The organism is Niallia sp. Man26 (genome assembly GCF_022049065.2).
GTDB lineage: Bacteria > Bacillota > Bacilli > Bacillales > Cytobacillaceae > Niallia.
Map to the genome: position 1 here is coordinate 3,556,108 of NZ_CP095743.1, position 24,320 is coordinate 3,580,427.

Genomic DNA, 24,320 nt, shown 5'->3' on the forward strand with positions numbered 1-24,320 from the left:
TACATGAAATAAAAAGAAGCTAATTGCACAAACAATTAGCTTCTTACTGTTTCTGTTTGAAATAACTCGATGACTTCCGTTTTGGACTTTGCCTTGATTACTTGCTGTATCACCCTTTTATCTTCAATGATGGAAATGAGCTGCTCATACATTTCCTCTAAATCTCCCTTTGCGTCCTTGCTTATATTTAACAAGCAGACAACCTGAACCATCTGATTTTCATTCCAGCTTATCGGCTTTGCTAATGTGCAAACAGTCCAGAATGTATCTTTTGTTTCCGGCATGGTCGGATGAGGGATTGCAACCAAATTGCCAAAGCTAGTGGAGGCAATTCCTTCCCGCTCGAGCACAAGCCTTCCATACTGTTTGGAAACAAGACCTTGTTCATAAAGGATATTGCTCAAAAATTCGATAACAGCTTCCTTCGTTTCCAGCTGTTTACCGATAAACACATGGTCTTCAGCAAGATAACTGTCTTTAGTAGCCTTCTTTGTTGAGGTAAGGCGCTTTTTTATTCCTTTTATATCGTCTGCTTCAAGAAAGTTGCTGACAACTTGCACAGGTGCTGCTAACCTTTCCGCTATCGGAATCGTGCTGATAACAAGGTCAATTGCAGAAAGATCATAGTCTGCCAGCTTATAGTAATTAATGCATTCCACAATTTCCAGCTCTCTGCTAAACTGCTCCTGCAGCCTGTAGGACAGCAGCTTTGCACTTCCCACACCTGAAGCACATACAAGAATAACACGCTTTTGCTTCCTGGCTTTTCTTTTCATACGCTCAAGTGCAACACCGATATGAAGGGCAATATAGCCGATTTCATCTTCTTCCACTTTAACGGACAGCCAGTCTTCCAAACATTTGCTGGCAATGATGGCTCCTTCAAAGGCACTTGGGTATTTCACTTTAATATCATTAACGAGCGGATTGCGAATATTCATTTCAAAGCGCAGCCGGTTAATGGCAGGCCTAATATGGAGCGCCAAAGCGTGTAAAAACTCCCGGTCTGATGTGAAATCCCAATTGAGCTCCTCTTTCAGCCTTGTTACCATACAGCTGACAATTTCTCGTGTCTCATCAAATTCGCGATACTCTGTCAGCGCATTTTCATGCAGAAGCTTCGTGCCCATCAAGTGGATAATTATATATTCAAGCTCCGCACTAGGAAACGAGAAGCCTGCTAGCGCTTCTACCTCTCCAATAATTTCTAACGCTACTTTTTTCTCGAAGGGATGCGCCTCCCCGATTGTATGCTCCAGCTCTCCCATCGCAAAGCCTTGTTCCATCCGTTTGCAAGCAATCACAATATGATTTGTCAGATTACCTAAGGAAACATCAGAAATTTCAATTTTATGAACATTTACTTTATTAATAATGATTCTTTTTATTTGGTCAGCAAAGGCTTTCTCTGATAACCTGCTATTGTTTTTAGAAGAGTCTTCCATCAGCCTGTAGTTGGCGAAGCATAATCGCTTTCTGTATTCACTCCCCGCGACATTTACACCATAGTGAGGCTTGACTAGCAGTGACAGCTTATATTTACCAAGCATTTCCCGAACATGCCGAAGATCCTTTTGAATAGTTGATTTCGAAACATACATTTCTCTCTCAAACTGCTCCAGCTTTACATAACCCTCCTGCAGCAAAAGATGTTTCAAGAGAAAATGCACCCTTGTCTTTTGGTCAGAAAAATCATAGCCTCCTGAATCGGCTTCCGTCAGAATCGGATTGATTTCCTGCTGGAACACTTCATGGTCTAATATATGTAGACAGTAGCCTTTTCCCTTAATAGGGCTGATGCTCACTCCAAGTTGCTTGCAGTCACCCTGCATATTCTTCAATTCCTTGCGAATCGTTCTGTCGCTCACACTCAGCTCTTTCGCTATCCATTCAGCCGTAACCGGTTCCTTATGTCTGCTCAGCAGCAGCAAGATTCCCCTTTGTCTCCCAGACAGCATGCCAATCCTCCCTTCGCCTGCAGTATTTCCTCTCATTATAACAGAAACCGCTTTCTTGTTTCCGAAAAATAAACAGCAGCCTGTAAAAAATAGGCTGCCGTTAGTCTTTATTCTGCATGCTCATGTAAAGCGGCACTTTCGACGTAATTAATAAATCGTCTAAGCTCCTTTACCTGGTCCCTGTTAATCTCTCCACTTTCATACATACTTTGAATTTCTGCTCTTTCTACATCAAGCACCTTTATACGAAGCTCTTCCTTCTGTTCTTCCTGTATTTCGTCATAATTTCGCGATGATGTTCGCAGTCTTTCCATCATGAGCTTGTAATCAAGGATAACTGCATGAATCTGCTGTTTGAGCTCTTCCATTTCCTCTGCATAGTCCTTTAGGAAATCGATTGCTGCCTGCATGGCCTGCAGCTGAACATCCTTGCCTTTCTCCAGCTTGGCAATCGCCAATTCCTTATCTTTACGATAAAACTTTCTTACCTTTTTCCACTTTCTCAGCATTCTTCCGACAAGATAAAGGGTACCAGACTGCAAACTGCCAGCTAATGCCTCTTCCCTGTATTCAAGCGACCTCTCAAATGTACAGAAAAGCTCTTCATCGATTTTGTTCTTATCCATTAGTGACTGGATATATCTTCTTTCTGCTTTGACTGCCTTGATGCGGATTTCCGTTTTCACATCCAATTCCACATCTGTTGCCGAAATCTTCTTGCCTTGGTCTCTTGCCAGTTCACGAATTCGGCGCCGGTATTCTCCGATTAGCTCGTAAGCGGCTGTCTTATTTTCCTCATTGACTACAGACCTGATCTGGTCGACAGCTTTCTCTAGCAGTCTCTGCTTAAATGGAGACAAATCCTTTTCTCCTTCTGCATCCTCCATATCTTCTCCTTTACTTAAGACTGGAAGAAACACGGTTGCTACAATTAATGTAAACAGAATAACTCCTGCTGCTAAAAACAAGAGCAAGGACCTTGCTGGGAAAGGATCTCCGCTGTCTAAAAAGTAGGGAATCGATAATATCCCTGCCATTGTCACAGCACCGCGCACACCTGTTAAACAGACGAACAAGGCATTTTTTATATCTGGTTTTTTAGCACCCTTGTTCAAATAACGATATTCAAAATGAGCAAACACATATGCCCAAACAAAACGAATGCCTAATATAACAAGGCCGATGGCGAGACAATAGCCGATAACGAGCCAATTGCCGATACTTGGATCTGAAACGGTCTCTCTCATCGAGGATGGAATGTTCAAGCCTAACAGTAAGAACACAACTCCATTTAATGTAAACAGAATAAGCGACCAAATATTCTCTGTCAGCACCTGTTCTTCAGGGCTTGCAGATTCGCGCCTTTCCCTTACTAATGAATGAACGATCCCGCCAACAACGACAGCGATTACGCCAGATGCGTGAAGCAAATCCTCTGTCACGATGAAAATGATGAACGGAGTAATGATATGCAGCAAGGAATGAAAAGTAACATCATTGATTCCTTGTTTGCGTAAAATAAATCGCACCCATGTGATTAGCAACGCCAACGCCGCTCCAAGCAAAGCTCCTAATATAAATTTATATACAAAATCAAGAGTTGCCTCATGCAAGGAGAAATAACCTGTCACAACTGCCGCAACAGCATAGTTAAAGGCAACTAAGCCAGAGGCATCATTAATCAGCGATTCTCCTCTGACAAGATGAAGCACGCCAGCTGGAATGTGAATGCGTTTGGCAATTCCATTAACAGCGACAGGATCTGTCGGTGACAGGATGGCTGCAAGTGCAAATGCTGCAGCGAGAGGTATGACCGGTATCATCCAATGAATGAAATAACCGCCGCCGATTGCTGTCAGGATAACAAGGATAATCGCATTTCCGAAAATCGGCGCCCTCATATTCCACAGCTCCTCTCTAGGAAAATACCGTCCGTCATTATAAAGAAGCGGTGCTACAAACAGCAGCAGAAACCATTCTGTTTCTATTTCAAAGGAGATATCCTCAAAAAAGAAAGCTAACAGCATTCCAAACGCAATTTGAGTGAGCGCCGTTGGAATGGAAGGTATGTAGTGACTGATAATATTAGATATCAGTAAGGATAATAACAGTAAAATAATCGTAATCAGTAAATCCATGGCATTCTCCCTTGAAAAAATGAAATTTGGCATAGTTTTTGTCTTGTAAGGAACTTTTATGTTAGTACGTTAACGAATGTGAAATGAAAACCAGTATTTAAGAGGAAATAAATTACATTTAATGTTATAATATTTACAAGTAACGGAAAATTCCCATTTTACTGTAAAGGAGGTAACTGAAATGTACTCCACTATTTTCTTCACCGTGATTGGTATTTATGTGCTGCTTTCCATTGTAATGCTGCCAGTTCAATACCGCTTTCTCGTAGCATTAAAGGAAGAAGAACGTAAGTACAAAGCAAAAGGCAAAACACAGGGAGAAATGTACGACGAGATGAATGCAGGTGAATTAGTGCTGCACAGCCATAATCAAGGAAATGCTCTATTCTTCCTTGCCAATATTATGGCATCCATCGTTTATAAAATAAAACATCCAAAGACAAGCATATAAGGAACCTTTAGCAGCCTCCACAAGGCTGCTTTGATTTTTTACCCTATTACACTAAATGGAGGCTCTATGAAAACAACGATCATCAGTGCTGCATGTATCCTGTCTTCTGTGCTATTATTTTCTACCCGTTATATGTTTATAGCCATCTTATGTACCACTCAAAACACTTCAGCAGCAAATTTTCACGATTTACTTGAAGAACATGGCGGACCCTTGCTTACTCTTAGTGTGATTGCCTTGCTTATCGGGCTCGGAATTTTACTGCCAAACCTATTTAAAAAGCGAGAAACCACCAATTAAGTAATATTTAGTATCCAACACACATATATGTATTTTTATGGTAAAATAAATATATGGATATTTTTGTAAAAAGGAGCGTTGGATGAATACTAAGTGGTTAAATGTTATTTCTTTATTTTTATTTCTTGCCGCCATTACTTATAAAGTAATTGGCCATCATACAATGAATGCGGCAGGTGTAATCATTGTCTTATTGTTTATTGTCTTAAATATTGCGGCATTAATGAAGAAGGATGCTACATAGAAAAGGAAGGAAGACTGATTTGTATCTTCCTTCCTTTTATTTAAAGATAGCACCGACAGCTAACAGAACAAGAGCGACTAAATGAAGCCAAACTGTATATTTAATAATAATCAGCGCCCATAATTTCTTTCGCAGTCCAAACACAAGTACTAGCAGGAAAAATCCAAAACTGAATAAGCTGCGAATGATATTTCCTTCTATTAGGAAAAAAAGAAGATTTACAAAAAAAGATATAACAAATAAGACTATATAAGTGTTAGAACCTTTCGCTTTTTTTCTGGATTCCTGTTCAAATTCGTACATTTATGTACCTCGTATATTTCGTTTTTCATTTTCTGTTAATGATAATATACAATGATAATAGCAAAAAAAGCTGCCATCAGCAGCTTTCTAAAAAATCTTTACAAATTTAATAAGGCAAAAACGGCTCTTTATTTGTACTAGAAAGCACCTTCCCTAATTCCAATTCAACTATAGCATTAGCGTGAACAGCAAGGCATATGCCGCTTTTGCCTGCAAGCAATGTTTCCACACTTTTTTCACCGAATTTAATGCCCATGATACGATCGGTAACAGAAGGTTTTCCGCCTCGTTGAATATGACCAAGCACTAGTGGATGGATTTTAAATTCGGAATGACTTTCGATTTCTGCTTTAAACTTTTCTGCACTAATCGCACCCTCCGCCAAAATATAAATTTGGCTTTTTCCAGCAGAACTTCTCATTCCTTCTAGCACTTTTTCTAAGTTCCAGTCTTCGCTTGTGCCGATGATGCCGTCAGCAGCTGTTGCCAGGCCGGCCCAGATGGCGATATCAGAGGCTTCACGGCCCATTACTTCTATACCAAAAATATGCTTATGGCTTGCTGCTGATGTTTTTATTTTATCAATGGCATCAACGGCATTTTCTACAGCAGTGTGAAAGCCAAGTGTGATATCCGTAAGGGCAATATCATTATCTATCGTTCCAGGTATGGCAGCAACAGGGAAGCCCAATTGGGACAAGGCTTTAGCGCCTTGATAACTGCCGTCTCCGCCAATTACAACAAGCCCGTCTATTTCATGCTTCCTTAAGATATCTACTGCTTTTGTTTGGATGTCTTTGTCTGCAAACTCGGGAAAGCGTTGCGTACCGAGAATGGTTCCGCCAATATCAATGACTTTAAACAGCTCTGATTCAGTTAACAGTATAAACTCTTCCTTTATGATGCCAATATAGCCATTTACACAGCCAAAAACTTGTATTTCATGGCGTGCTGCTTCCTTTACGACTCCAAACAGGGCAGCATTCATGCCTGGTGAATCACCGCCGCTCGTAATGACTGCGAGCTTCTTCATAGTAACTTCCTCCAATACTTCTTAGCATAGGAATTCTTCTTCGATATCAGCAATCATGCCAATTCTTCTTGCATGTCTGCCTCCCTCGAATTCTGCATCTAACCAAGCCTTTACAATTTCTTTTGCTAAAACACTGCCGACTATTCTTCCGCCAAACGCTAAAATATTCGTATTATTATGCTGTTTTGATAGCCTTGCTGTTGCCGGTTCACTGCAGACTACTGCTCGGATGCCTTTGACCTTATTGGCAGCAATCGATATGCCCACACCCGTTCCACAAATTAAAATACCTGCATCTACTTTATTTGCCACAACATCCTCTGCAACCATTTTGCCATATTGAGGGTAGTCTGTGCTTTCTCCTGACTTAGGTGAATACTCTATTACATCATGCCCTAATTCTTGTAAATATTCCGCGATAACAGGTCTTAAATCATCGCCGCCATGGTCACATCCAATTGCTATTTTCATCGTAAAACCTCCTAATTATAGTTTATACAAATAAGTCTAAAATCAGCGTGCAAACCAAGCCAATAACAGAAGAAATTGTGGAAAGAACGGTATATGTTCCAAATGTTTCTTTCAGCGTCATGCCCGAATATTCCTTCACGATCCAAAACGCAGCATCATTAACGTGAGAACAAATCGTGCTGCCGCAGCCTATTGCCAAAGTTACGAGCGCTAAATTAACTTCTGGGTGCATTGCAAGCATTGGTGTGACTAAACCAACTGTGGAGATGGCCGCAACCGTTCCAGACCCAAGAGCTATTCTTAATATCGCAGCCACAATCCACGCAAATAAAACTGGTGATAATGCAGAGCCTTCGAATAGTTCTGCGATATATTCGCCAACACCGCCTTCAATGATGACTTGTTTAAAGGCACCGCCTCCGCCGATAATTAGCAGCATCATCCCAATCGAATTAATAGATTTCGTACAGGATTTCATTAAATCCACCATAGCAATGTTTCTTTTTATGCCCATTGTATAAATCGCAACTAACAGCGAAATAATCATTGCAGTGGAAGGCTCACCAAGAAATTGCAGCACCTTAAAAATAAGGCCGTCATGATAATTCAGTGCTTCTTCAATAATTTTAATAACAGCAGCAATTGCCAGCAGAATTACTGGCAGCATCGCTGTAAATACACTGATGCCAAAGCCTGGTGTTTCTTCTAATTTAAAAGATTTCTCTTCCTTAAAAACTCCGTCTGGGGTAACCTTTTCAAAGGCACTTGGCACGATTCTTTTAGCAATATTCGGATAGATGACTCCTGCGATAATCACACAAGGAATCGAAATAATCAGCCCGTATAAAAGAACAGTCCCAACATCTGCGCCAAGTCCGTTCGCAACTGTCGTAATACCTGGATGCGGCGGCAAAAAACTGTGTGTGATCAGCAAAGCCGCACTCATATGCAAAATCAATTTAACAATCGAGATTTTCACTTCTTTTGCGATTGTGAATATAATCGGTACGATTAACACAAAGGCTACTTCATAAAACAAGGCGATACCGACGATAAAGGAAGCAATAACAACCGCCCAATGAATTTTATTTTTTCCGAACTTATTGATAAGCGTCATCGCAATCCGGTTTGCTCCGCCAGCATCAGCGATTAATTTACCTAGCATAGCACCAAGTCCAAAGATTAACGCTATATGTCCTAATGTACTGCCTAATCCATTTTCAACAATTAGTCCAATCTCTTCTAAAGGTATCCCTAAAAGCAGGGCAACGATAAAAGAGACAATAATCAGTGAGAAGAAGGTATTTAATTTCAGCTTCATAATTAAAAAGATTAATATTATTACCCCAACAGATACGTAAAGTAATGGCATATTATTCACCTCAGCCTTTTTATTGGTTCGAACTTCACTACAATGAATCTATCAGTCTAGCATTATATTTGAATACGCTTTCTTTTTTACTTAACATTTGTATACTTATCTTCTTGTATGCTAAGTACACTAAAAAAATAAAGCAGTTACTATTAAATAATATGTTGAGAGCGCCTAAAGCCATTCCTAAGCAATCCTGTTTAGGCTATCTCAACAAATTATGTAATAAAAGCAGCTCATCATTTCCAATAACGGTCATATAAGTTTTGCATATGGTTAGTCATAATGTCTGTCGCTTTTTTTTCATCTCGTTTTTCTATAGCCTCGATGATTTGTTTATGTTCATTTAAATTTACTTCCAAATAATCTGGTCTTGTTACAGTACGATCACGTATGAACTGCCACATTTCCTGTTTCTTCATCGCATTAATGATTGCTGCCATAATATTGATGAACAATTCATTATGAGAGGCTTTTGCAATATTATAGTGAAGTGCTTCGTCTGTTTCCGGAACGTAAACACCTGACTTTGTTTCCTCTTCCATCTTGTTTATTGTTTCCCTGAGCACAGCAATTTCCTCATCTGTAGCACGCTGTGCGGCAAACTTAATGATTAAAGGCTCGATATTCATTCTAACCTCTACTATTTCTTCTGGAGAAACAGAATCAAATGAGATAGGATCGTGGGAATTGTTAGCTTGGTTTTGATTGCTTTTTACATAAACGCCTTCGCCTTGGCGGGAATAAATGAATCCATTTAACTCCAATGCACTCAGTGCCTGACGAACTGGAGCACGGCTGACACCAAACTGCTCACATAATTCTCTTTCTGCAGGCAGCTTATCTCCTACTTTAAAAGTTCCTGACTCAATCTCTGATAAGATTTGCTGATATATTTGCATATACAATTTTTTGCTGGAAACTGGATTAAAATTAATAATAACCACTTCTCTCTGCGTTAATATTATTAGATAACCTATTATACTATAAGGTTATTATATAAAATAAAAATATGTAAGCGCAATAAAAGTAAAATAAATCATAGCCGAAGCTTCTTTTATCTAAGGCTATGATTTATTTTTAGAAAGTGGTTAATTAGTCCATATGTGATCCGCCGTTAATATCTATTTCTTCCCCAGTGATATAGGATGCCTCTTCCGTTGCTAAAAACGCAATGGCTGCAGCCACTTCCTCTGTTTCACCAGGTCTGCCCATTGGAATTCCATCAATTACTTTAGCTGCCTGTTCTTCCGGAAGTGACTTCCAAATATCTGTGTTTACAAGACCAGGAGCAACACAGTTGACTGTGATTCCGTGCTGTGCCACTTCACGAGCTAAGTTTTTCGAAAATCCTAGAACAGCTGCTTTTGATGCAGAGTAATGAGCTCCCCCGAACACACCGCCGCCTCGTTTTGCTGACACGGAAGACAGACTGATGATTCTGCCGAAATTTTGTTTTTTCATTGTGTCTAGGACTGCTTGTGTACATAAGAATAATCCAAACATATTTACGTTAAATACTTTTGTAATATCCTCAATTGTCATGTCTTCAACTGTTACTTTTTGAGAGATTCCAGCATTGTTAATTAAGATATCTATGCGGCCATACTTATCTAAGACTTTTTGAACCATCGCATCATTGGATTCTTGGCTGGTAACATTCAACAGCACACCAAATGCCTCTCCACCTTGTGTTTTAATGGCATTAACTGTGTCTTCGATTCCTTCTTCATTTAAATCAGCAACTACGACAATGGCACCTTGTTTCGCAAGTGTTAAAGCAATCGTGCGTCCAATTCCCTTTTTCGAACCGCTTCCTGTTACAATCGCAACTCTATTATCTAATTTAAACATAGTATTCTCTCCCTTTAATAGTATTATTGAAGCAATTCTTGCGCTGTGTTTACGATATTTTCTATTGTTATGCCGTTCAGCTCTAATAATTTTTCATATGGAGCAGATTGCCCAAACTGGTCTTGAACACCGATTCTGCGCACTTTCCCTCTTCCTTCTTCTGCAACGACCTCACATACAGCGCTGCCTAATCCATTGATAATATTGTGATCCTCTACAGTGATGATTTTGCCGATATTCACACACTCTACAACTGCGTCTCTGTCTAATGGCTTAATCGTATGCATATCCAGCAGTTTCACAGAGATACCTTTACTTTCTAATTGCTTCGCCGCTTCCAAGGCAAGATAGACAGTATCTCCATTTGCAATAATGGCGATATCATGGCCTTCCTTTAATCGCTTCGCTTTGCCGATAATAAACTCTTCATTCTCATCGTAAATGAATGGCATCGTATCTCGTGTAAAACGAAGATAGACAGGACCATATTTCTCAGCAGCTTGCGCCACCAATTTTCTTGTGGAATGATAATCAGCACCCATCACAACTGTCATGTTAGGGATTGTTCGCAAAACACCCATATCTTCAATCGCTTGATGGCTCGCACCGTCGTTTGCTGGCGTCAGACCGCCATGTGAACAAGCAATTTTCACATTCAAGTTCGGGTAACAAATTTCCTGTCTAATTTGTTCTGCCATTCTCATCGAGCCGAAGACCGCGTAAGTGCTTACAAAAGGAATTTTGCCTGTAGTCGCTAGACCTGCTGCTAATCCAGCGCCATTTTGTTCAGCAATCCCGACATTAACATGCTGTTTCGGGAACTTATTGGCAAATTCTGTTGTTTTACAAGACTTACCGATATCAATATCTACAACGTAAATATCTTTATTTAATCCGCCAAGACGGACAATTTCATCACCAAAGGCTTCTCTTGTTGCTTTCTTTTGTAACACTTTGTTTTCACTCATTATTTTAGCCCTCCCTCTAATTCTGCCAATGCTTTTTGGTATTCTTCATCATTAGGAGCAATTCCGTGCCAAGTTACCGAATGTTCCATAAAGGAAACACCTTTTCCCTTTACAGTGTTACAAACAATACATTTCGGTTTGTTATTCTTAGAGTTTCTTGCGCTGTCTAGTGCTGCAACAATTTCCTCCATTGAGTGGCCGTCTATTCTTGTTGTTTCAAAACCAAAGGACTTAAACTTCAGCTCAAGATCTTGGTTCGGCATAATTTCTTCTGTTGGACCATCAATTTGCAGTCCATTATCATCCACAAAAACTACTAAGTTATCTAATTCATATTTAACGGCGCTTTGTGCAGCTTCCCAAATCTGTCCTTCCTGACATTCGCCATCACCAACCATTGCAAACACTCTATATTCTTTTTCGTCTCTTTTTCCTGCCAACGCCATTCCGACTGCACATGAAAGACCTTGACCTAAAGAGCCTGTAGAAATATCTATTCCTGGACACTTCTTCATATCCGGATGACCTTGGAATGGAGACCCCATTTGGCGAAGTGTATAAATGGTGTCATACTCAACAAACCCTCTTAGCGCTAAAGCCGAGTATTGAATTGGACAAACATGCCCTTTTGATAAAACGAAACGGTCTCTATCTTCCCAATTAGGATTGTTTGGATCGATGTTCATTTCCTTAAAATACAGTGCCGCAATAATATCAGCCGCCGAAAATGAACCTCCAGGATGCCCTGATTGTGCCTTATGAATCATCGTCAGTGCCGTTTTTCTAAGATCAACTGCATTTTGCTTTAACTCTTCAATAATTGTTGCATTCATATTAATCACCCCAAGGAATTGAATTTTAACCTGTATACTTATTTACTTGTCTACTTGTATACTAAGTTACCTTTGTTTACCATTATAAAACGTTTTCAACATTTGTCAACAGAAATGTAAACGATTTATTTGGGCGGATTTGTTATTTTTCTATTATTTATTAGAATTTTCGCTATTTAACGACAACAAAAAACGCTAAGCAGCTTTGCTGTTTAGCGTTTGAAAGTATTTATTTATCCATTTCCTTATCTTGAGTAAAAAAGAAAATAAAAATCACGAGAGATAATGCGATTAGAAACTTCCCTGTACTGCTCGTTCCTTTAATGACAGGCAAATCTGTTAAACTCATTTAGAACACCTCACTAGCTTTTTTAAGTTTATCCACTAGCTGTGTATCGAGACGAAAGCTGGTATTGACAATATTTCTGAATTCCCTTTGATTCTTTTTTAAGTATGGAAGAACCGGAACTACCTTTTCCCTTCCAAAAATGGGTCCGCTGATACTTAAAGAAAATCTCGCATCTGATGAGATAAACAGACCAACAAGATTAATTTCGTCCTTTATCAACAGAATGGCTAAGATAATATCAATAACATCTAATGAAATATCAGCAAACTGATTGCCCTTTTTCGCTTCTAGCCTAGATCCACCTGTAATTGGCCCGCCGACTGTAAAACCAAAGTAACCTGGACCAAAGTAAATTCGGCTAACGGTTATTTGCCCAGTTAAAAGCAACGAAGCAATCACAATATCAATATCCCGTTGTATTTCCCTTAATAAACGACAATCTAAGGTTTTGTCCTCCAGCTTCATTACACTCACCTAAAAACCGACATAGATAAATTATATGCATCGCAGTTCAAAACGGTTGATTGTCTAGAATGAAAATACCTCTTTCATTTGACCTGTTGTTTGAGATTTCATTTCACCATAACCCTACTTCTGATAAGCTGGGATTTTTTCTAATTTTTAATTTTGTGTTTGCTTATTTGTTGCTTTGAATTTTAACGCAGAAGCTAAGATGACGACAAAGCCTACAACTCCAATCCAAACAAGGGTAGAAACAGAATCCCAAGTTAAACCTTTATCAAAGAATAGTAGTTCTCGTAAGCCTTCTACCATAAATCGCATCGGTAACCAAGAATAGACCCAGTTTTGATAGAATGGTGACATCATTTCTGGAGCCATTGCCAGTAATGGTGCACCAAAGAATAGCATTAAGATAAAAATAGGCATACCTCTTAGTCCCATAATGGAAAGGACAGCTGAAATCATTAGAAAATAGCTAAAGGATGTTATCGATAAAAATAAAGCTGTACTCAAAAAATCAGGAATATGAAGTCCTACCATTCCATCTGCCAGCCAAGTTAATCCAAATCCTACGACCAGTGTGATAATTGCTCCAATAAAAACCTGCACTGATCTCACCACTAAACTTTCTTTTCGACTAGTTATGGTTGCCTTTTTAAGTGAAATAAAAATAATGGCAGCACTCGCTAAGCTTGCCATCCAAAGAGGCTGGAATAAAGAAACAGGTGCATTGCCATTAGCACTTTTAGTACCAGTTTCATTAACATTAGTAACTTTTGAAGTGATAGGTGTTGCCAGGGCTTCAGCTTGTTGTATGCTTATTGCTGTTCCTTGTTTTTCTAGTCCATTTAGTAGTTGTGTACGAACATTGCTGTTTATATTGTCCACTACACCGTTCAAAATTTGCCCTGCCAATGTTGATGCCATTGTATTCATACCTTGATTAATAAAGATTTGAAGTTCAGATGGTGAAGCAGGTGCTGCTGTTTGTAAAGAAGCCTGGTTAGCACTAAAATCTTTCGGAATAACCATGGCTGCATAATATTCCTGGTTATCTAATCCTTTTTGAACTTCCTTAAGACTACTTACTTCAATCCATTTGACTGCAGGGTCTTCTTGGTCTGAAGTTGTCTGTGAATTTTCTTTAATCATTTCCACTATTGTTTTGCCCACATTCATTTCTGATTGATCTGGTATCTTCACTCCAGCATCCTCATTCACAATTGCTATCGGCAGATTTTTAGGTACTGGTTGGACCGATGGAATTAATGTTAATAAAAATATAAATATTATGACCAATGTAATGAATGGTGATAACAGTAATAGTTTGTTTTTAAACATATTTGAACTCCTCCAAAAAGATAAGTATAATAAACGAACAACGTGTTGTTTATTATCTTCTAAATTATATGGATGAAATGTACTTCCTGCAATAAGCAAATAAATAGTATATGTTGGATAAAGAACACCTTTATAAATTGTGTTGGATAACAACAAAGGAGGAACCTGAGATGTCTGAAGGTAAAACTGATTTAAGAGTCACTCGAACGAAGGAATCTATTCTAGACGCATTGATAGAGTTAATAACCGAAAAAGGTTTTGAAGCCATTACAGTTAAAGATATAACAACTAAAGCAAAAATTAACAGAGGAACATTTTATGCCCATTATCAAGATAAATTTGACTTAATGGCAAAATGTGAAGAAGAAATCATGGAAGAAATGTCCAGTATTGCAAAGCAAAACTTCCCCAGTGTTATTGCTTCACTTGAGGCGGATGCTCCAGTTGTGCCACCATTTCCTCTTACCGTTGCATTATTTGAATATTTAAACAGTAATAGTGCTATTATGAAAGCTTTATTAGGTCCAAAAGGTGATTTATCATTTCAGACAAGACTGAGAGAATTTATCTGGAATTCACTTTATGGAAACAATCCAAGCTCTCTTGTAAAAGAAGAAAATTTCCTTGTTCCAGGGCAATACTTGGCATCCTACATGGGAACGGCATTGATTGGAGTAGTGCAACAGTGGTTGCATAGTGGCAGGAAGGAATCTCCCCAAGAAATGGCTCGTATCCTGACAACCATTACAGTCAACGGTCCTCTTTATGCAGCTGGGTTAAAAAATAACTAACTATTAGAAGCGAAGAAATGCATCGACTTAGCCCAACATTCTTAAATTTTTCATTTACACACAAAAAAACGTAAAATCCCAGCTCATTCACAAAACTAGCTGGGATTTTTATTAAGGACTTACTACGACACCATTAATGGGTTTTCAGTAGGATATTCAGGAACTTCAGCTGACTCATGAAATTTGTATATTTCTATGAATGATGGTGACGGGCACTTTACAGATAATGCAGGTCACTGATTGCTAACATTCAAGTAAAAATAAAAAAGATATTATATTTAAAAAGCAAAACAAAAAAAGGAATCAGATCTCCTTCTGATTTCCTTTTTTCTTTTATTCCCTAACCCCAACCGGAAGATAATAAGATAAATTATTCGTAATAGTACCTCCAGCCCGAAGTCCGATGGCTGAGGGCTTTCCATTAAGAAGGAAGCTGCCGATAAGAAGGCTCCCTTCTTGTCGGCCTTTTTCTGTCTGTATTGATGCTTTTGGATGCTCGATGTACTGCTGATAGACAGGGAGAAAGTCGGTATAGGACTTCTGGGTATCCGCAAGGGCGAGCCTGCCGCTCCCTTTATATATTTCAACAGTGTCTCCTTCTCTGCCAAAGGCTGGCTTCTTCACAAAATCCATATTCCGCTCTATGAAGGGTTCAGCCTCGAGGTAGGTTGGCAGAAAATAGGACTCGATCCAGTGATGCTCTTCATCTGTATAAAATGGATGTCTTTGTTCATGCAGATTCCAAATAACTGCCTGAACTGCTTTGTTTTGCAGCAGGAAGGCAGATGGTGGATTGATGATGGACAGCTTCCCTTCCTCAACAAGCTCTAACAGCCAGATGCCAATTTTATTTTCTTCTTCATCTTCATCAAGAATAAGATTTTCAATTGGAAAGGTTTGTCTGTACAGGATGTCAATTTGATTTCCAGCCTCGTCAAACAGCCCCTTCCCCTTTTCAATCTGGAGCTTATGCAGCGGTATGTATGTGCCGGTTGTTTCTGAAATGTTCAGCAAGTACAGGCTTGTTTCTTTATCTTCGATATTGTCGTCATGGGCAGTAAAGGCAATCGTTGGCCTATCCTTGCCAATTGCTTCTGCCGCTTCCTCGATCGCAGTGCGGACAGCCTTCTTTAATGCCTGTTCCAAGCCTGCATTCGGATTTGTTACGGCAAACTCTGAGCATACTTTGCCGTTTATGGAAAACAGCTCTTTAATAAAGGTTGGTGTGTCTGCGTTAATTTCAATGCATTTATAGCTGTCTTGATATGGGATTAAATCAAGTCTGGAAATAACACTTCTTATTGCCATTGTCTCCAGACGCAAGAAAGAGAAGGCTTCTTCTGGAAAGCCCATTTCCCGCAATGTCCGGTCTGGCACTTCCTTTAAAAGCTCCCATGTTTTAAAGAATATTCGCCCAGTATATTCACTGACTTGGCGTATCTTTTCCACTTCTTCCTGTGACAGCATATGCACATCATAAAGGGCATACTCCTCCCCGTAAAGATCTGCCCAGAAGCTGTCTATCTGCGAATAGAAGCGCCTTCTGTTTTCTATGTGGCGATCCATTCTATTCCTCCTCCAAATCCTTTACATACAGGACGTATACGCCTCTGTCTTCATCGATTTCTGTTGAAGTTACCTCCATTTGGCCAACATTGGGAATATCAATGATATCCTTCAGTAAAAAGCGAATCACATCAAAGTGGCTTGCGATAGGAATGGAAGCTAACAATTGATAATTATCTGCTTCACGATGCTTTCTGAACTCGATATGGATGCCTTTGCCTCTGTAGTTCTTTTCATCAAGCACGGTGACATTTCTGCCTCTGTCCTGGATGACGAGAATTTCCTCATTGCCTGACATCTCATTGCATACAAGCTCATATTGCTGGCCTCTCATGATGAGGTATGTGCATAATTGCCTTGCATACAGCTCATCTACACCAACATCCCGAACATCATACTCATAAAATGGCTCATAGTTTCCGTTGCCTTTATCAATAAAATACGTCAGTTTTTTCATTTTACAGCTCCCTCATTAATAGGACAGGCATTTTGCCACGATCCAGCCAATTGCAAGAGATAATGAAAACAGCATGACGCCCACTGCCCGATTATCTTCTTTAATAGCATTGCTGATACTGAAGCGGATTGTAACTACCTCTGCCAATACGAAAACGACAATCTGTGCTACAATTCCGATTGCTCCCCAAATCGCCATATCTACCAGTGAAACAGAATATTCAGCTGCTGCTCCTAATACTATTGCCAAGCCGACGACCTTACCGCCGAGGAGCAGTGCCGCACTGACATTTTTCTCTGCAATCAGCCTCATTTCATTTATTTTTGGTGTACTTAACATAAATAACAGAATACCGATAACAAGCAGCACGATTGCTACTCCTAAATAAGAACCGAAATTAAGGTATAAGTTCACGTTTACACTCCCTTTCTAAAATATATTAGCCGCCATAGCTTTTTTTGCCGCTTCCGAAGCCGCTTGATTTGTTGGTTGAATCACTGCCACCGCTCACACTTGAACTGGAGCTGCTTGATTGCTGCTGTTTCTTATAGCTCGTATTTTTAAGCAAAGAAGACTTTGAATTATAATATTTTCCACCGTAGAAATAATAGCCGTAATATCTGGAATTGCTGTCCTCGCATTCCCAGACACCATCATCTTCATCCCATTCCCAATTGGTGCAGTTTGTATCATCTGGTACTGGTGGAATATCGCTATTGCTTGATGAACTGCCTGTTGCTGTTCCGCTGCTGCTGCAGCCGGTAATGCCAATAAGGACAGCTGTTGATAAAATCCCTGTCATGACTGTTTTTGTTTTCCCCATGTTAATCACCCCACTCTCATGATGTAACTATACGAATATATCTTCATAAAGATTCTATATTTACAAAAAAATAGTCAAGTTACCTAATCTATTCCTTTATAATTACTTTACAGCATTTTTTCAATAAAAAAAGGGGTGGCATACATGAAAGTAAATATTGCGGTTAACCTTCCAATTGAAAATCATGAAGTTCCTGACCTCAGGGAGGCTGTTGGCTGGGGAAGACGGGATAAGGACTATCCTTCTTTATTAGAGAGATGTAATTTCTGGGCTGGCGGCAGGGATGAGTTCGGCAAGCTTGTCGCATTTGGCTATGTATGCGGGATGGGCTTGGAACACGGTTATGTGGAGGACATAATGGTCCATCCGAGCAAACAAAAGCAAGGTATTGGCATGGAACTTGTCACAGCATTGATTGCGGAGGCAAGACAGTTCGGGTTAGGAATTCTGACTGTTTCCTTTGATGAGCATAATGCTAACTTTTACAAAACGTCCGGTTTTACGGTATCATCCGGCGGTGTGCTTTACTTGGACTAATAAATAATCCTCCAGCTCTTATGGCAGGAGGATTATTTTTCCGATGTTTTTTCTGCTTTCCAACAAGCCATGAGCAGCTTGCCCCTCGCTTAATGGAAAGGTAGTTATGGAAGGAAGCAAAAGCTTGCCTTCTGCCATTAGCTGAAACAGCTCGCCTGCGCGGGTGATTCGGTTTTCCCTGGTAGTTAGGACATTCCACAAGTCTCCACCTGTGAGTGTTTTGCTTGTATCCATCAACATACGAGGATCTATGAGCGGTGGATTGCCGCCAGCCATTCCGTAAAATACTACCGTACCGCCTACCTTTACTGCTTCAAAGCTTTGCATTAAAGTTGCTCCGACCGCATCATAGACTGCATCCGCTCCCTTAGTATCGGTCAATTCCTGCACGGAAGCTGTCCAATTATCAGCATATGTGAGCGTATGGTCCGCTCCTGCTTTTTTGGCCGCCTCTGCTTTAAGCGCTGATGACACAATAGCAATCACTTTTGCTCCTTTTATTTTAGCCAATTGAACAAGCAGCTGACCGACACCGCCTGCAGCTGAATGAATAACCACTGTATCTCCTTGTTGGACAGGGAAACTGTCCGCTACCAAATATTGAGCAGTCAAACCTTGAAGCAGAACAGCCGCTGCGTCTGTAAAGGCAATATTATCAGGGATTGGGATGGCTTTATGAAATGGGACTGCCACTAATTCGGCATTAGCATAAGGTACATCAGCGAAAGCAATGGAGTCACCAATCTTAATTCCCTGCACCTGTTTGCCAACAGCTTCTACAACTCCTGCCCCTTCGTAGCCGAGAATATACGGCGGTTCGCCTTCAAGATGATAATGGCCCTTTCTTCTGTAAATATCAGCATAATTCAGCCCGATTGCTTTTATCCTTATTAGCACTTCATCTTCCTTCATAACCGGATGAGGCACATCCATATAACGCAACACTTCCTTTTGTCCAAATTCCATAAAGCATAATGCCTTCATTAAAAATCCTCCTTTTAAGTTCTTATTTCCTTATCTTTATTTTATAATGGTAGCATTAATCAAAAAAGCTGAATATAACTATTTAAATCATCGATAAAACCGATTTAGAGGTGGGAATATGGAGATTAAACAGCTAAAAACATTTAAAACTGCAGCAGAAAATTTAAATTTCACGTTGACTGCCAAGCAGCTCAACTTTGCACAATCGAGTGTGACAGCCCAAATAAAAAGTCTTGAAGCAGAGCTTGGTACTCCGTTATTTGAACGGCTCGGCAAGCGGATTGTCTTAACGGATGCAGGAAAAAAATATAAGCAATATGCCGATGAAATAATCAGACTGTCAGAAGAGGCGCATACATCTATTAATGAAAAAGCAAGGACAGGCAAAATTATTATTGGTGCGCAAGAAAGCCAATGTACTTACAGGCTGCCGCCGATTTTAAAGACATTTAAGCAGAAATATCCTGAGGTGAAGGTTATTTTCAAACCTGCCCATTCTGATGAACATGCCAGAGAAGGACTGTTAAAAGGGGAATTGGATGCTGCTTTCATTACCGATATCTCCCGGAGTGACACTTATCTGCATACAGTCCGGCTTTTGGAGGAGGAAATGGTGCTCTTTGTCGCCTCTGATCATCCACTAGCTCAATTACAATATGTGTCTCCAGAGGAATTAGCACAGGAAACCTTGCTGTTGACAGAGGAAGGCTGCTCTTATCGGACAGCGTTTGAAGAAACATTGGCACTCTCAGGGAATTATGCACGCTCCAAGGTGGAATTTTCTAGCATTGAAGCACTTAAGCAATGTGCCCTTTTAGGGATGGGTGCTGCCATATTGCCGTTAATGGCGATAGAAAAAGAGGCTGAGACTGGTTTAATTAAGAAGCTGGATTGGGGCAATAGTCTTCCATCTATTTATACAAATCTCGCCTGGCACAAAGATAAACATCTGTCGCCATTGCTGACAGACTTTATTAAGATCAGCTCTAAGCTTTACTTGTCGGGAGGCAGCATATTGGCGACTTGATTTCTTAGCCAATATGCTCTCTCCCCTTTAGCCAAGCATATATCGCGATTTAAGAAGACCGACATGATGGCGTTCATGGCCAGCAATAATATAGGCAATTGCCTGGACGGTAAACTCGCCATTGTTGGCAAAGCCTGTTTTCATCCAAGATGCTTTTGGCAAGCCCTTTAACAAAGCAACAGTGGCAGCTCTTACAACAGTCCATTCTGCCAGAAGATCAGCTATCGTTCTGCTTGAAAAGTTAGATTCTTCCACATACTTTTCATCATCATACCCAGCAAGCGGTGTTTGATCTCCCCTTGCCATTCGCAATATCCGATAGTTCATAATTCGCTCTGTATCCATCACATGGCCGACAACCTCAAGCACACTCCATTTTCCCTCTGCATAGCGGAAATCAGCCTGCTCTTTTTTTATGTCTGCAAGCAGGTTCTTCGTGTCATGAAGCTGGCTTTCGAGGATTTCAATGATATTTCCCTCAGGCACAAGGTTAACATAATTACGGTAATGCTCTGGATAATCTGTAATTGCTGGTTTCAACTTTGTCACTCCTTTTTTAGTGTCTCTTAATTGATTCTGCTTTATTTCCAGTTTTTCCTTCTTCATTAATTTCAGGATACTGCTTTATAAAATAATTGCAGCAAAAAATAGTATGCATTACTAGTGTTAAATTTTATTGAATAAATATGGTAAAAGTACAGCTTTATCTATACACTAAGCTTATTAAATTACGAGTTACCATAGGGAGAGTGTAAGTCGATTGAAAAGAGTAGATGTTGTTTATGTTTTGCTGTTTGATGATGAAAAAAAACATGTCTTAATGGTGCAAAACAGCGGCAGCAATGGTCCTTACTGGACATTGCCAGGCGGGGCTGTTGAACAGGGCGAAACTCTCATGGATGCGGCTGTCCGAGAGGTAGCGGAAGAAACAGGATTAGAGGTTGAGGTAGGCGGAATTTCTTCAATTACAGAAAAATTTTTTCCAGACAGAGGTCACCATGCTGTCTTTTTCACCTTTTACGGAAAAATTATGAGCGGGAAATTAGCTATACAGCAGCCTGAAGAGATTGAAGCTATCGCTTGGATGGAGCTAAAGGAAGCAGAGCAGTATATATTCCTTAAAGAGCAACAAGGATTGGACCAAGAGGAAGTATCTGTGCCATATTTACTTTTCCAACCATAAAAAAAGGATGGGCATCCCATCCTCTTAATTATAGCCTCTTTCTCCAAACGGCTGCAGCTCTGCTAGCCATTTTTCCTCCAGCTTGCCTAGTTCTTCTTTTTCATTGAAATATGGATCGTTCTTTTTCTTTAAGACTTCCAGCACCTCAAATGTGAAGGCATCCTTTCCATATTCCTTCCACTCAGCTGCTAACCCATTATTCGTATGTCCACCGTTTTCGAGTGTGAATTTCACACCGTTTAATGTTTTCAGATTTCGTGTGCTTCCAACAAATAGCTTGCCATTTTCACGATTTTTAATGAGATAGATACCTGCTTCGACTGGTGTTTCTTTATATAATTGCTTTAATTCCTTTTTCCTGTCCATTTTATTCACCTGCTTGGCATTATTTTTTGACCCAGTATTCGCTTCCGTCGTCTTTCCTGTCAATAAAGCCGTACTCAATCAGCAATCTTCGAATTAGTACATAGTCTTCATAGATTGGCTTTAGTAAGTCATTCAGAGCTGTTTCGCTGTATATCACTTCATTATCGATACTTTTCATAATCTCTCTTAAAATAATCAGCCGCTGCTTTTCTTTTAAAGGGAATTTTTTCAGCTTTGCTTCTGGCTGGTTCTCAAAATATTTGCGAATTGTTTTCTCTTGTTCTTCCTCTGTGATGTTATAGCGGTCATCCACTTGTTTTGCTGTTTTATGAATAGGTACAAAGCTTGGCGCATGGTCATCTTTTTCCTTTAACAGCTCCATCAGTGCAAGAAAGGTTCTTGCCTGCCTTTCCTTTTCCTTCAACACAAAGCGGTGGTGACGAATCGTTGAGGCACTGCCGATTTCAAGCTCCTTCTGTACCTCTGCATCACTCTTACCTTGATAAAAGAGGCGAAGCAGATTGCTTTGGTGGTCAGTTAGGCCTGTTATTTTTTTATCAAGACTTATTAAATATTCAAAAACAGATTGATGGCTTCTTTCAATATGAAGCTTCATAAACTTTTCCGCTTCGTACAGCACATTTCCATCAGGATAGATGATTCCTTTTTCAACTGCTTCACCGCATAAAAGACAGATAAAAGTGTCCGTTTCCTCGACATATCCCTTTTTTAAGTCTTCTAGGGTTGATTTGCTAAAATAGTCTTCCTTCATAAACAAACACTCCGTTTAAAAGTTTGTATTTAAACAAACAAATTTTACTTTCGTTTGTTTATATTCTATGCATTTTTAAATTAATTGTCAATAACTCAAAAAAGGAGAGGATACAGTTCTCTGCATCCTCTCCTTTTAAGGCTATTTATTCTTAATAGTAATCTCGACTATTTCCGGGGTGTTAAACACCCTTTGTGGAATAATACTGTTGCCGAGCCCGCGATTTACAATCATTGCTGTTTCATTTTTTTCAAACATACCTGCAGTATACTTTGGCATAAAGCCTTGGTCAGGTGCGACTAATCCGCCAACAAAAGGGATTCTCACCTGGCCGCCATGTGCATGTCCAGACAATACAAGATCGATATCATGCTTTTCATATAAGGAAAATAGCTCAGGTCTATGTGATAACAGCAGAACAAAATCCTGCTCTGTCACGCCTTCTAGAGCTACTTTCAGCTCCCCTTCAACTGTTAATGCCGCATCATCGTTTCCGCTGACAGCTGGATCATCAACACCTGCGATAAGAAGCGTCGTTCCGTTCATGTGAAGCTTTTCCTTCCGATTATGCAAGATATTAATATTGGCCGCCTTTAACCCTTCCTCCAACTGTTCATAACGCCCAGACCAATACTCATGATTTCCAGTAACATAAAAGGTTGGTGCAATTGCTGCAAGCTGCTTCATTAAAGCAAGAGCAGCTTTTTCATTATATTTTTTCTGGTCAACAAGATCACCTGTAAATGTAATAATATCAGGTTTGACTGCTTTCACCTTGGTAACGAGCCGCGTCTGATTCTCACCGAATTGCTTGCTGTGTAAATCAGACAGCTGAACAATTTTCACACCAGCACCAGCTAACTTTTGTGATGTTATGGTATAGCTGCTCCAATCTAGTTTGTTATTTTGGTAATAAGAAAACAAGGCTGCACAAATGATAAGCCCAGCTGCAAGCAGCAGGTTCCTTTTCTTCATCATAAACCTCTAAGAGTCTTGTGTGCGATTTTGCCATTCTACATCAAAACCGCCTCGCAAGCTTTCCCCTTTTACTATTATTGTATAAGTATCGGTTTTATCTATATTCAGCTTGAGCTGACTTGGATTTGTTTTTATGGAGGAGACAGTTCTGTTTTGTTTATCAACAATATAATAGCTGTATCCGCCGCCATTTTCATTTTTTACCTTTACCGTCACAAGTAGCTCCTCACCCTTTTTCACTTCAATTGGTATTTCCTTTGCCCCATCAAAGTATAAAAAATAAGCAGAATATGAGTTTTTGCCGACAACCTCATTCCATTCCTTTTTGATTGTTGTATCTGGTAGGGTAATCAACAAGCACAGGATGGGAAGCACACAAAAGCTGTATCTGAATAGCTTGAGTTTTCTTGCCAAACTCTTCCCGAAATAAAGCAACAGTGTGCATGCGGCACTAAGCAGGACAGAGACAACAATTGTGTAGCTCGGTTTGAGCAAAAGAAAAAACATAACAGCTGCAGCTGTGTATGCTGGCAGTGTCCATTTTGGATAGCTTGCAGCAATCTGGCTCACTAAAAAAGAACCAAGAGCTCCGCTGCACCAAAAAAGAAGCCAATAAGATCCACCAACCGTAAACGCATACATATTCCAGTCAAAAAACAGGATTAATCCCATATAAAAAACTGCCAAAAACCCTGCACCAGCAATATCACTGAGCAAGCACGCTTTTTTATCCATTATTATCCTCCTGTCTGCTACTCT

At 39.9% G+C, this 24,320-nt stretch carries 29 protein-coding genes; 7 read left to right on the plus strand and 22 right to left on the minus strand.

Annotated elements, in window-relative coordinates:
- Positions 1 to 35: 35 nt before the first annotated feature.
- Both L8T27_RS17825 and L8T27_RS17830 read right to left on the minus strand, forming a co-directional pair.
- Entirely contained in the window at positions 36 to 1,958 is a 1,923-nt protein-coding gene (locus L8T27_RS17825; protein ID WP_248574458.1) for a BglG family transcription antiterminator, read from the minus strand.
- Between the two features lie 107 nt (positions 1,959 to 2,065).
- Positions 2,066 to 4,096, minus strand: a complete 2,031-nt coding sequence (locus L8T27_RS17830; RefSeq protein WP_233315853.1) for a Na+/H+ antiporter — start codon at positions 4,094 to 4,096, stop codon at positions 2,066 to 2,068.
- A gap of 181 nt (positions 4,097 to 4,277) precedes the next feature.
- On the opposite strand from L8T27_RS17830, the gene L8T27_RS17835 reads away from it, so the two are divergent.
- From L8T27_RS17835 to L8T27_RS17845, 3 genes are all read left to right on the plus strand, one after another.
- Entirely contained in the window at positions 4,278 to 4,547 is a 270-nt protein-coding gene (locus tag L8T27_RS17835; protein WP_233315854.1) for a DUF3949 domain-containing protein, read from the plus strand.
- Between the two features lie 66 nt (positions 4,548 to 4,613).
- Positions 4,614 to 4,847 (plus strand): hypothetical protein, encoded by a 234-nt coding sequence (locus L8T27_RS17840; protein WP_237942032.1) that lies wholly within the window; start codon positions 4,614 to 4,616, stop codon positions 4,845 to 4,847.
- A gap of 82 nt (positions 4,848 to 4,929) precedes the next feature.
- Positions 4,930 to 5,091 (plus strand): hypothetical protein, encoded by a 162-nt coding sequence (locus tag L8T27_RS17845; protein WP_233315856.1) that lies wholly within the window; start codon positions 4,930 to 4,932, stop codon positions 5,089 to 5,091.
- 36 nt (positions 5,092 to 5,127) lie between these two features.
- Here L8T27_RS17845 and L8T27_RS17850 read toward each other — a convergent pair whose 3' ends face one another.
- The 10 genes from L8T27_RS17850 to L8T27_RS17895 all read right to left on the minus strand — a co-directional run bounded on the left by L8T27_RS17850 (position 5,128) and on the right by L8T27_RS17895 (position 14,077).
- Positions 5,128 to 5,394 (minus strand): hypothetical protein, encoded by a 267-nt coding sequence (locus L8T27_RS17850; protein WP_237942033.1) that lies wholly within the window; start codon positions 5,392 to 5,394, stop codon positions 5,128 to 5,130.
- A 106-nt stretch (positions 5,395 to 5,500) separates the two neighbouring features.
- Positions 5,501 to 6,427 (minus strand): ATP-dependent 6-phosphofructokinase, encoded by a 927-nt coding sequence (locus L8T27_RS17855; protein WP_237942034.1) that lies wholly within the window; start codon positions 6,425 to 6,427, stop codon positions 5,501 to 5,503.
- Between the two features lie 21 nt (positions 6,428 to 6,448).
- Complete coding sequence (gene rpiB, locus L8T27_RS17860; RefSeq protein WP_233315859.1) at positions 6,449 to 6,898, minus strand: ribose 5-phosphate isomerase B; 450 nt, start codon at positions 6,896 to 6,898, stop codon at positions 6,449 to 6,451.
- Between the two features lie 22 nt (positions 6,899 to 6,920).
- Entirely contained in the window at positions 6,921 to 8,270 is a 1,350-nt protein-coding gene (locus tag L8T27_RS17865; protein WP_233315860.1) for a gluconate:H+ symporter, read from the minus strand.
- Between the two features lie 239 nt (positions 8,271 to 8,509).
- Positions 8,510 to 9,172: a FadR/GntR family transcriptional regulator gene (locus tag L8T27_RS17870; protein WP_233316148.1), complete on the minus strand. Its 663-nt coding sequence runs from the start codon at positions 9,170 to 9,172 to the stop codon at positions 8,510 to 8,512.
- 193 nt (positions 9,173 to 9,365) lie between these two features.
- Positions 9,366 to 10,124, minus strand: a complete 759-nt coding sequence (locus L8T27_RS17875) for an SDR family NAD(P)-dependent oxidoreductase (RefSeq protein WP_237942035.1) — start codon at positions 10,122 to 10,124, stop codon at positions 9,366 to 9,368.
- Positions 10,125 to 10,147: 23 nt separating this feature from the next.
- Positions 10,148 to 11,092, minus strand: a complete 945-nt coding sequence (locus L8T27_RS17880; protein WP_233315862.1) for a transketolase family protein — start codon at positions 11,090 to 11,092, stop codon at positions 10,148 to 10,150.
- Positions 11,092 to 11,925 carry a transketolase gene (locus tag L8T27_RS17885; protein WP_233315863.1) on the minus strand — a complete coding sequence of 278 codons (834 nt, stop codon included), beginning with the start codon at positions 11,923 to 11,925 and terminating at the stop codon, positions 11,092 to 11,094. Before L8T27_RS17885 ends, L8T27_RS17880 begins: the two co-directional genes overlap by 1 nt.
- Positions 11,926 to 12,274: 349 nt before the next feature.
- Positions 12,275 to 12,739: a hypothetical protein gene (locus tag L8T27_RS17890; protein ID WP_237942036.1), complete on the minus strand. Its 465-nt coding sequence runs from the start codon at positions 12,737 to 12,739 to the stop codon at positions 12,275 to 12,277.
- A 156-nt stretch (positions 12,740 to 12,895) separates the two neighbouring features.
- Positions 12,896 to 14,077, minus strand: coding sequence for a YhgE/Pip domain-containing protein (locus L8T27_RS17895; protein WP_237942037.1), 1,182 nt, complete (start codon positions 14,075 to 14,077; stop codon positions 12,896 to 12,898).
- 170 nt (positions 14,078 to 14,247) lie between these two features.
- On the opposite strand from L8T27_RS17895, the gene L8T27_RS17900 reads away from it, so the two are divergent.
- Positions 14,248 to 14,868, plus strand: coding sequence for a TetR/AcrR family transcriptional regulator (locus tag L8T27_RS17900; protein WP_233315866.1), 621 nt, complete (start codon positions 14,248 to 14,250; stop codon positions 14,866 to 14,868).
- Between the two features lie 333 nt (positions 14,869 to 15,201).
- Here the strand turns inward: L8T27_RS17900 and L8T27_RS17905 are convergent, their stop codons facing one another.
- Genes L8T27_RS17905 through L8T27_RS17920 form a run of 4 tightly spaced genes read right to left on the minus strand, consistent with a single transcriptional unit; the run spans position 15,202 to position 17,714 of the window.
- Positions 15,202 to 16,434, minus strand: a complete 1,233-nt coding sequence (locus tag L8T27_RS17905) for a glutathionylspermidine synthase family protein (protein ID WP_237942038.1) — start codon at positions 16,432 to 16,434, stop codon at positions 15,202 to 15,204.
- 1 nt (position 16,435) lies between these two features.
- Positions 16,436 to 16,891, minus strand: a complete 456-nt coding sequence (locus tag L8T27_RS17910) for an RNA helicase (RefSeq protein WP_237942039.1) — start codon at positions 16,889 to 16,891, stop codon at positions 16,436 to 16,438.
- Positions 16,892 to 16,906: 15 nt separating this feature from the next.
- Complete coding sequence (locus tag L8T27_RS17915) at positions 16,907 to 17,305, minus strand: DUF350 domain-containing protein (protein WP_237942040.1); 399 nt, start codon at positions 17,303 to 17,305, stop codon at positions 16,907 to 16,909.
- Positions 17,306 to 17,330: 25 nt separating this feature from the next.
- The gene (locus tag L8T27_RS17920) at positions 17,331 to 17,714 is read right to left on the minus strand and encodes an aminotransferase yhxA (RefSeq protein ID WP_237942041.1); all 384 of its coding nucleotides are present in this window, start codon (positions 17,712 to 17,714) and stop codon (positions 17,331 to 17,333) included.
- Positions 17,715 to 17,858: 144 nt separating this feature from the next.
- Here L8T27_RS17920 and L8T27_RS17925 point away from each other — a divergent pair, with 144 nt between their 5' ends.
- Entirely contained in the window at positions 17,859 to 18,251 is a 393-nt protein-coding gene (locus L8T27_RS17925) for a GNAT family N-acetyltransferase (protein ID WP_237942042.1), read from the plus strand.
- Positions 18,252 to 18,269: 18 nt separating this feature from the next.
- Here L8T27_RS17925 and L8T27_RS17930 read toward each other — a convergent pair whose 3' ends face one another.
- The gene (locus tag L8T27_RS17930; RefSeq protein WP_237942043.1) at positions 18,270 to 19,235 is read right to left on the minus strand and encodes a quinone oxidoreductase family protein; all 966 of its coding nucleotides are present in this window, start codon (positions 19,233 to 19,235) and stop codon (positions 18,270 to 18,272) included.
- A 118-nt stretch (positions 19,236 to 19,353) separates the two neighbouring features.
- On the opposite strand from L8T27_RS17930, the gene L8T27_RS17935 reads away from it, so the two are divergent.
- Positions 19,354 to 20,262, plus strand: a complete 909-nt coding sequence (locus L8T27_RS17935) for a LysR family transcriptional regulator (RefSeq protein WP_233315873.1) — start codon at positions 19,354 to 19,356, stop codon at positions 20,260 to 20,262.
- 27 nt (positions 20,263 to 20,289) lie between these two features.
- Here the strand turns inward: L8T27_RS17935 and L8T27_RS17940 are convergent, their stop codons facing one another.
- On the minus strand, positions 20,290 to 20,802 hold the full coding sequence (locus L8T27_RS17940; protein ID WP_237942044.1) for a DinB family protein: 513 nt from the start codon (positions 20,800 to 20,802) through the stop codon (positions 20,290 to 20,292).
- A 220-nt stretch (positions 20,803 to 21,022) separates the two neighbouring features.
- Between L8T27_RS17940 and L8T27_RS17945 the strand changes: the two genes are divergently transcribed.
- Entirely contained in the window at positions 21,023 to 21,445 is a 423-nt protein-coding gene (locus L8T27_RS17945; RefSeq protein ID WP_233315875.1) for an NUDIX hydrolase, read from the plus strand.
- A 24-nt stretch (positions 21,446 to 21,469) separates the two neighbouring features.
- On the opposite strand, the gene L8T27_RS17950 is transcribed toward L8T27_RS17945, so the two are convergent.
- The 4 genes from L8T27_RS17950 to L8T27_RS17965 form a co-directional block, all read right to left on the minus strand.
- Positions 21,470 to 21,811, minus strand: coding sequence for a GIY-YIG nuclease family protein (locus tag L8T27_RS17950; RefSeq protein WP_233315876.1), 342 nt, complete (start codon positions 21,809 to 21,811; stop codon positions 21,470 to 21,472).
- A gap of 19 nt (positions 21,812 to 21,830) precedes the next feature.
- On the minus strand, positions 21,831 to 22,583 hold the full coding sequence (locus L8T27_RS17955) for a DUF2087 domain-containing protein (RefSeq protein ID WP_237942045.1): 753 nt from the start codon (positions 22,581 to 22,583) through the stop codon (positions 21,831 to 21,833).
- A gap of 141 nt (positions 22,584 to 22,724) precedes the next feature.
- Positions 22,725 to 23,561, minus strand: a complete 837-nt coding sequence (locus tag L8T27_RS17960) for a metallophosphoesterase (protein ID WP_233315878.1) — start codon at positions 23,559 to 23,561, stop codon at positions 22,725 to 22,727.
- Positions 23,562 to 23,567: 6 nt separating this feature from the next.
- On the minus strand, positions 23,568 to 24,296 hold the full coding sequence (locus tag L8T27_RS17965) for a hypothetical protein (RefSeq protein ID WP_237942046.1): 729 nt from the start codon (positions 24,294 to 24,296) through the stop codon (positions 23,568 to 23,570).
- Positions 24,297 to 24,320 lie beyond the last annotated feature (24 nt).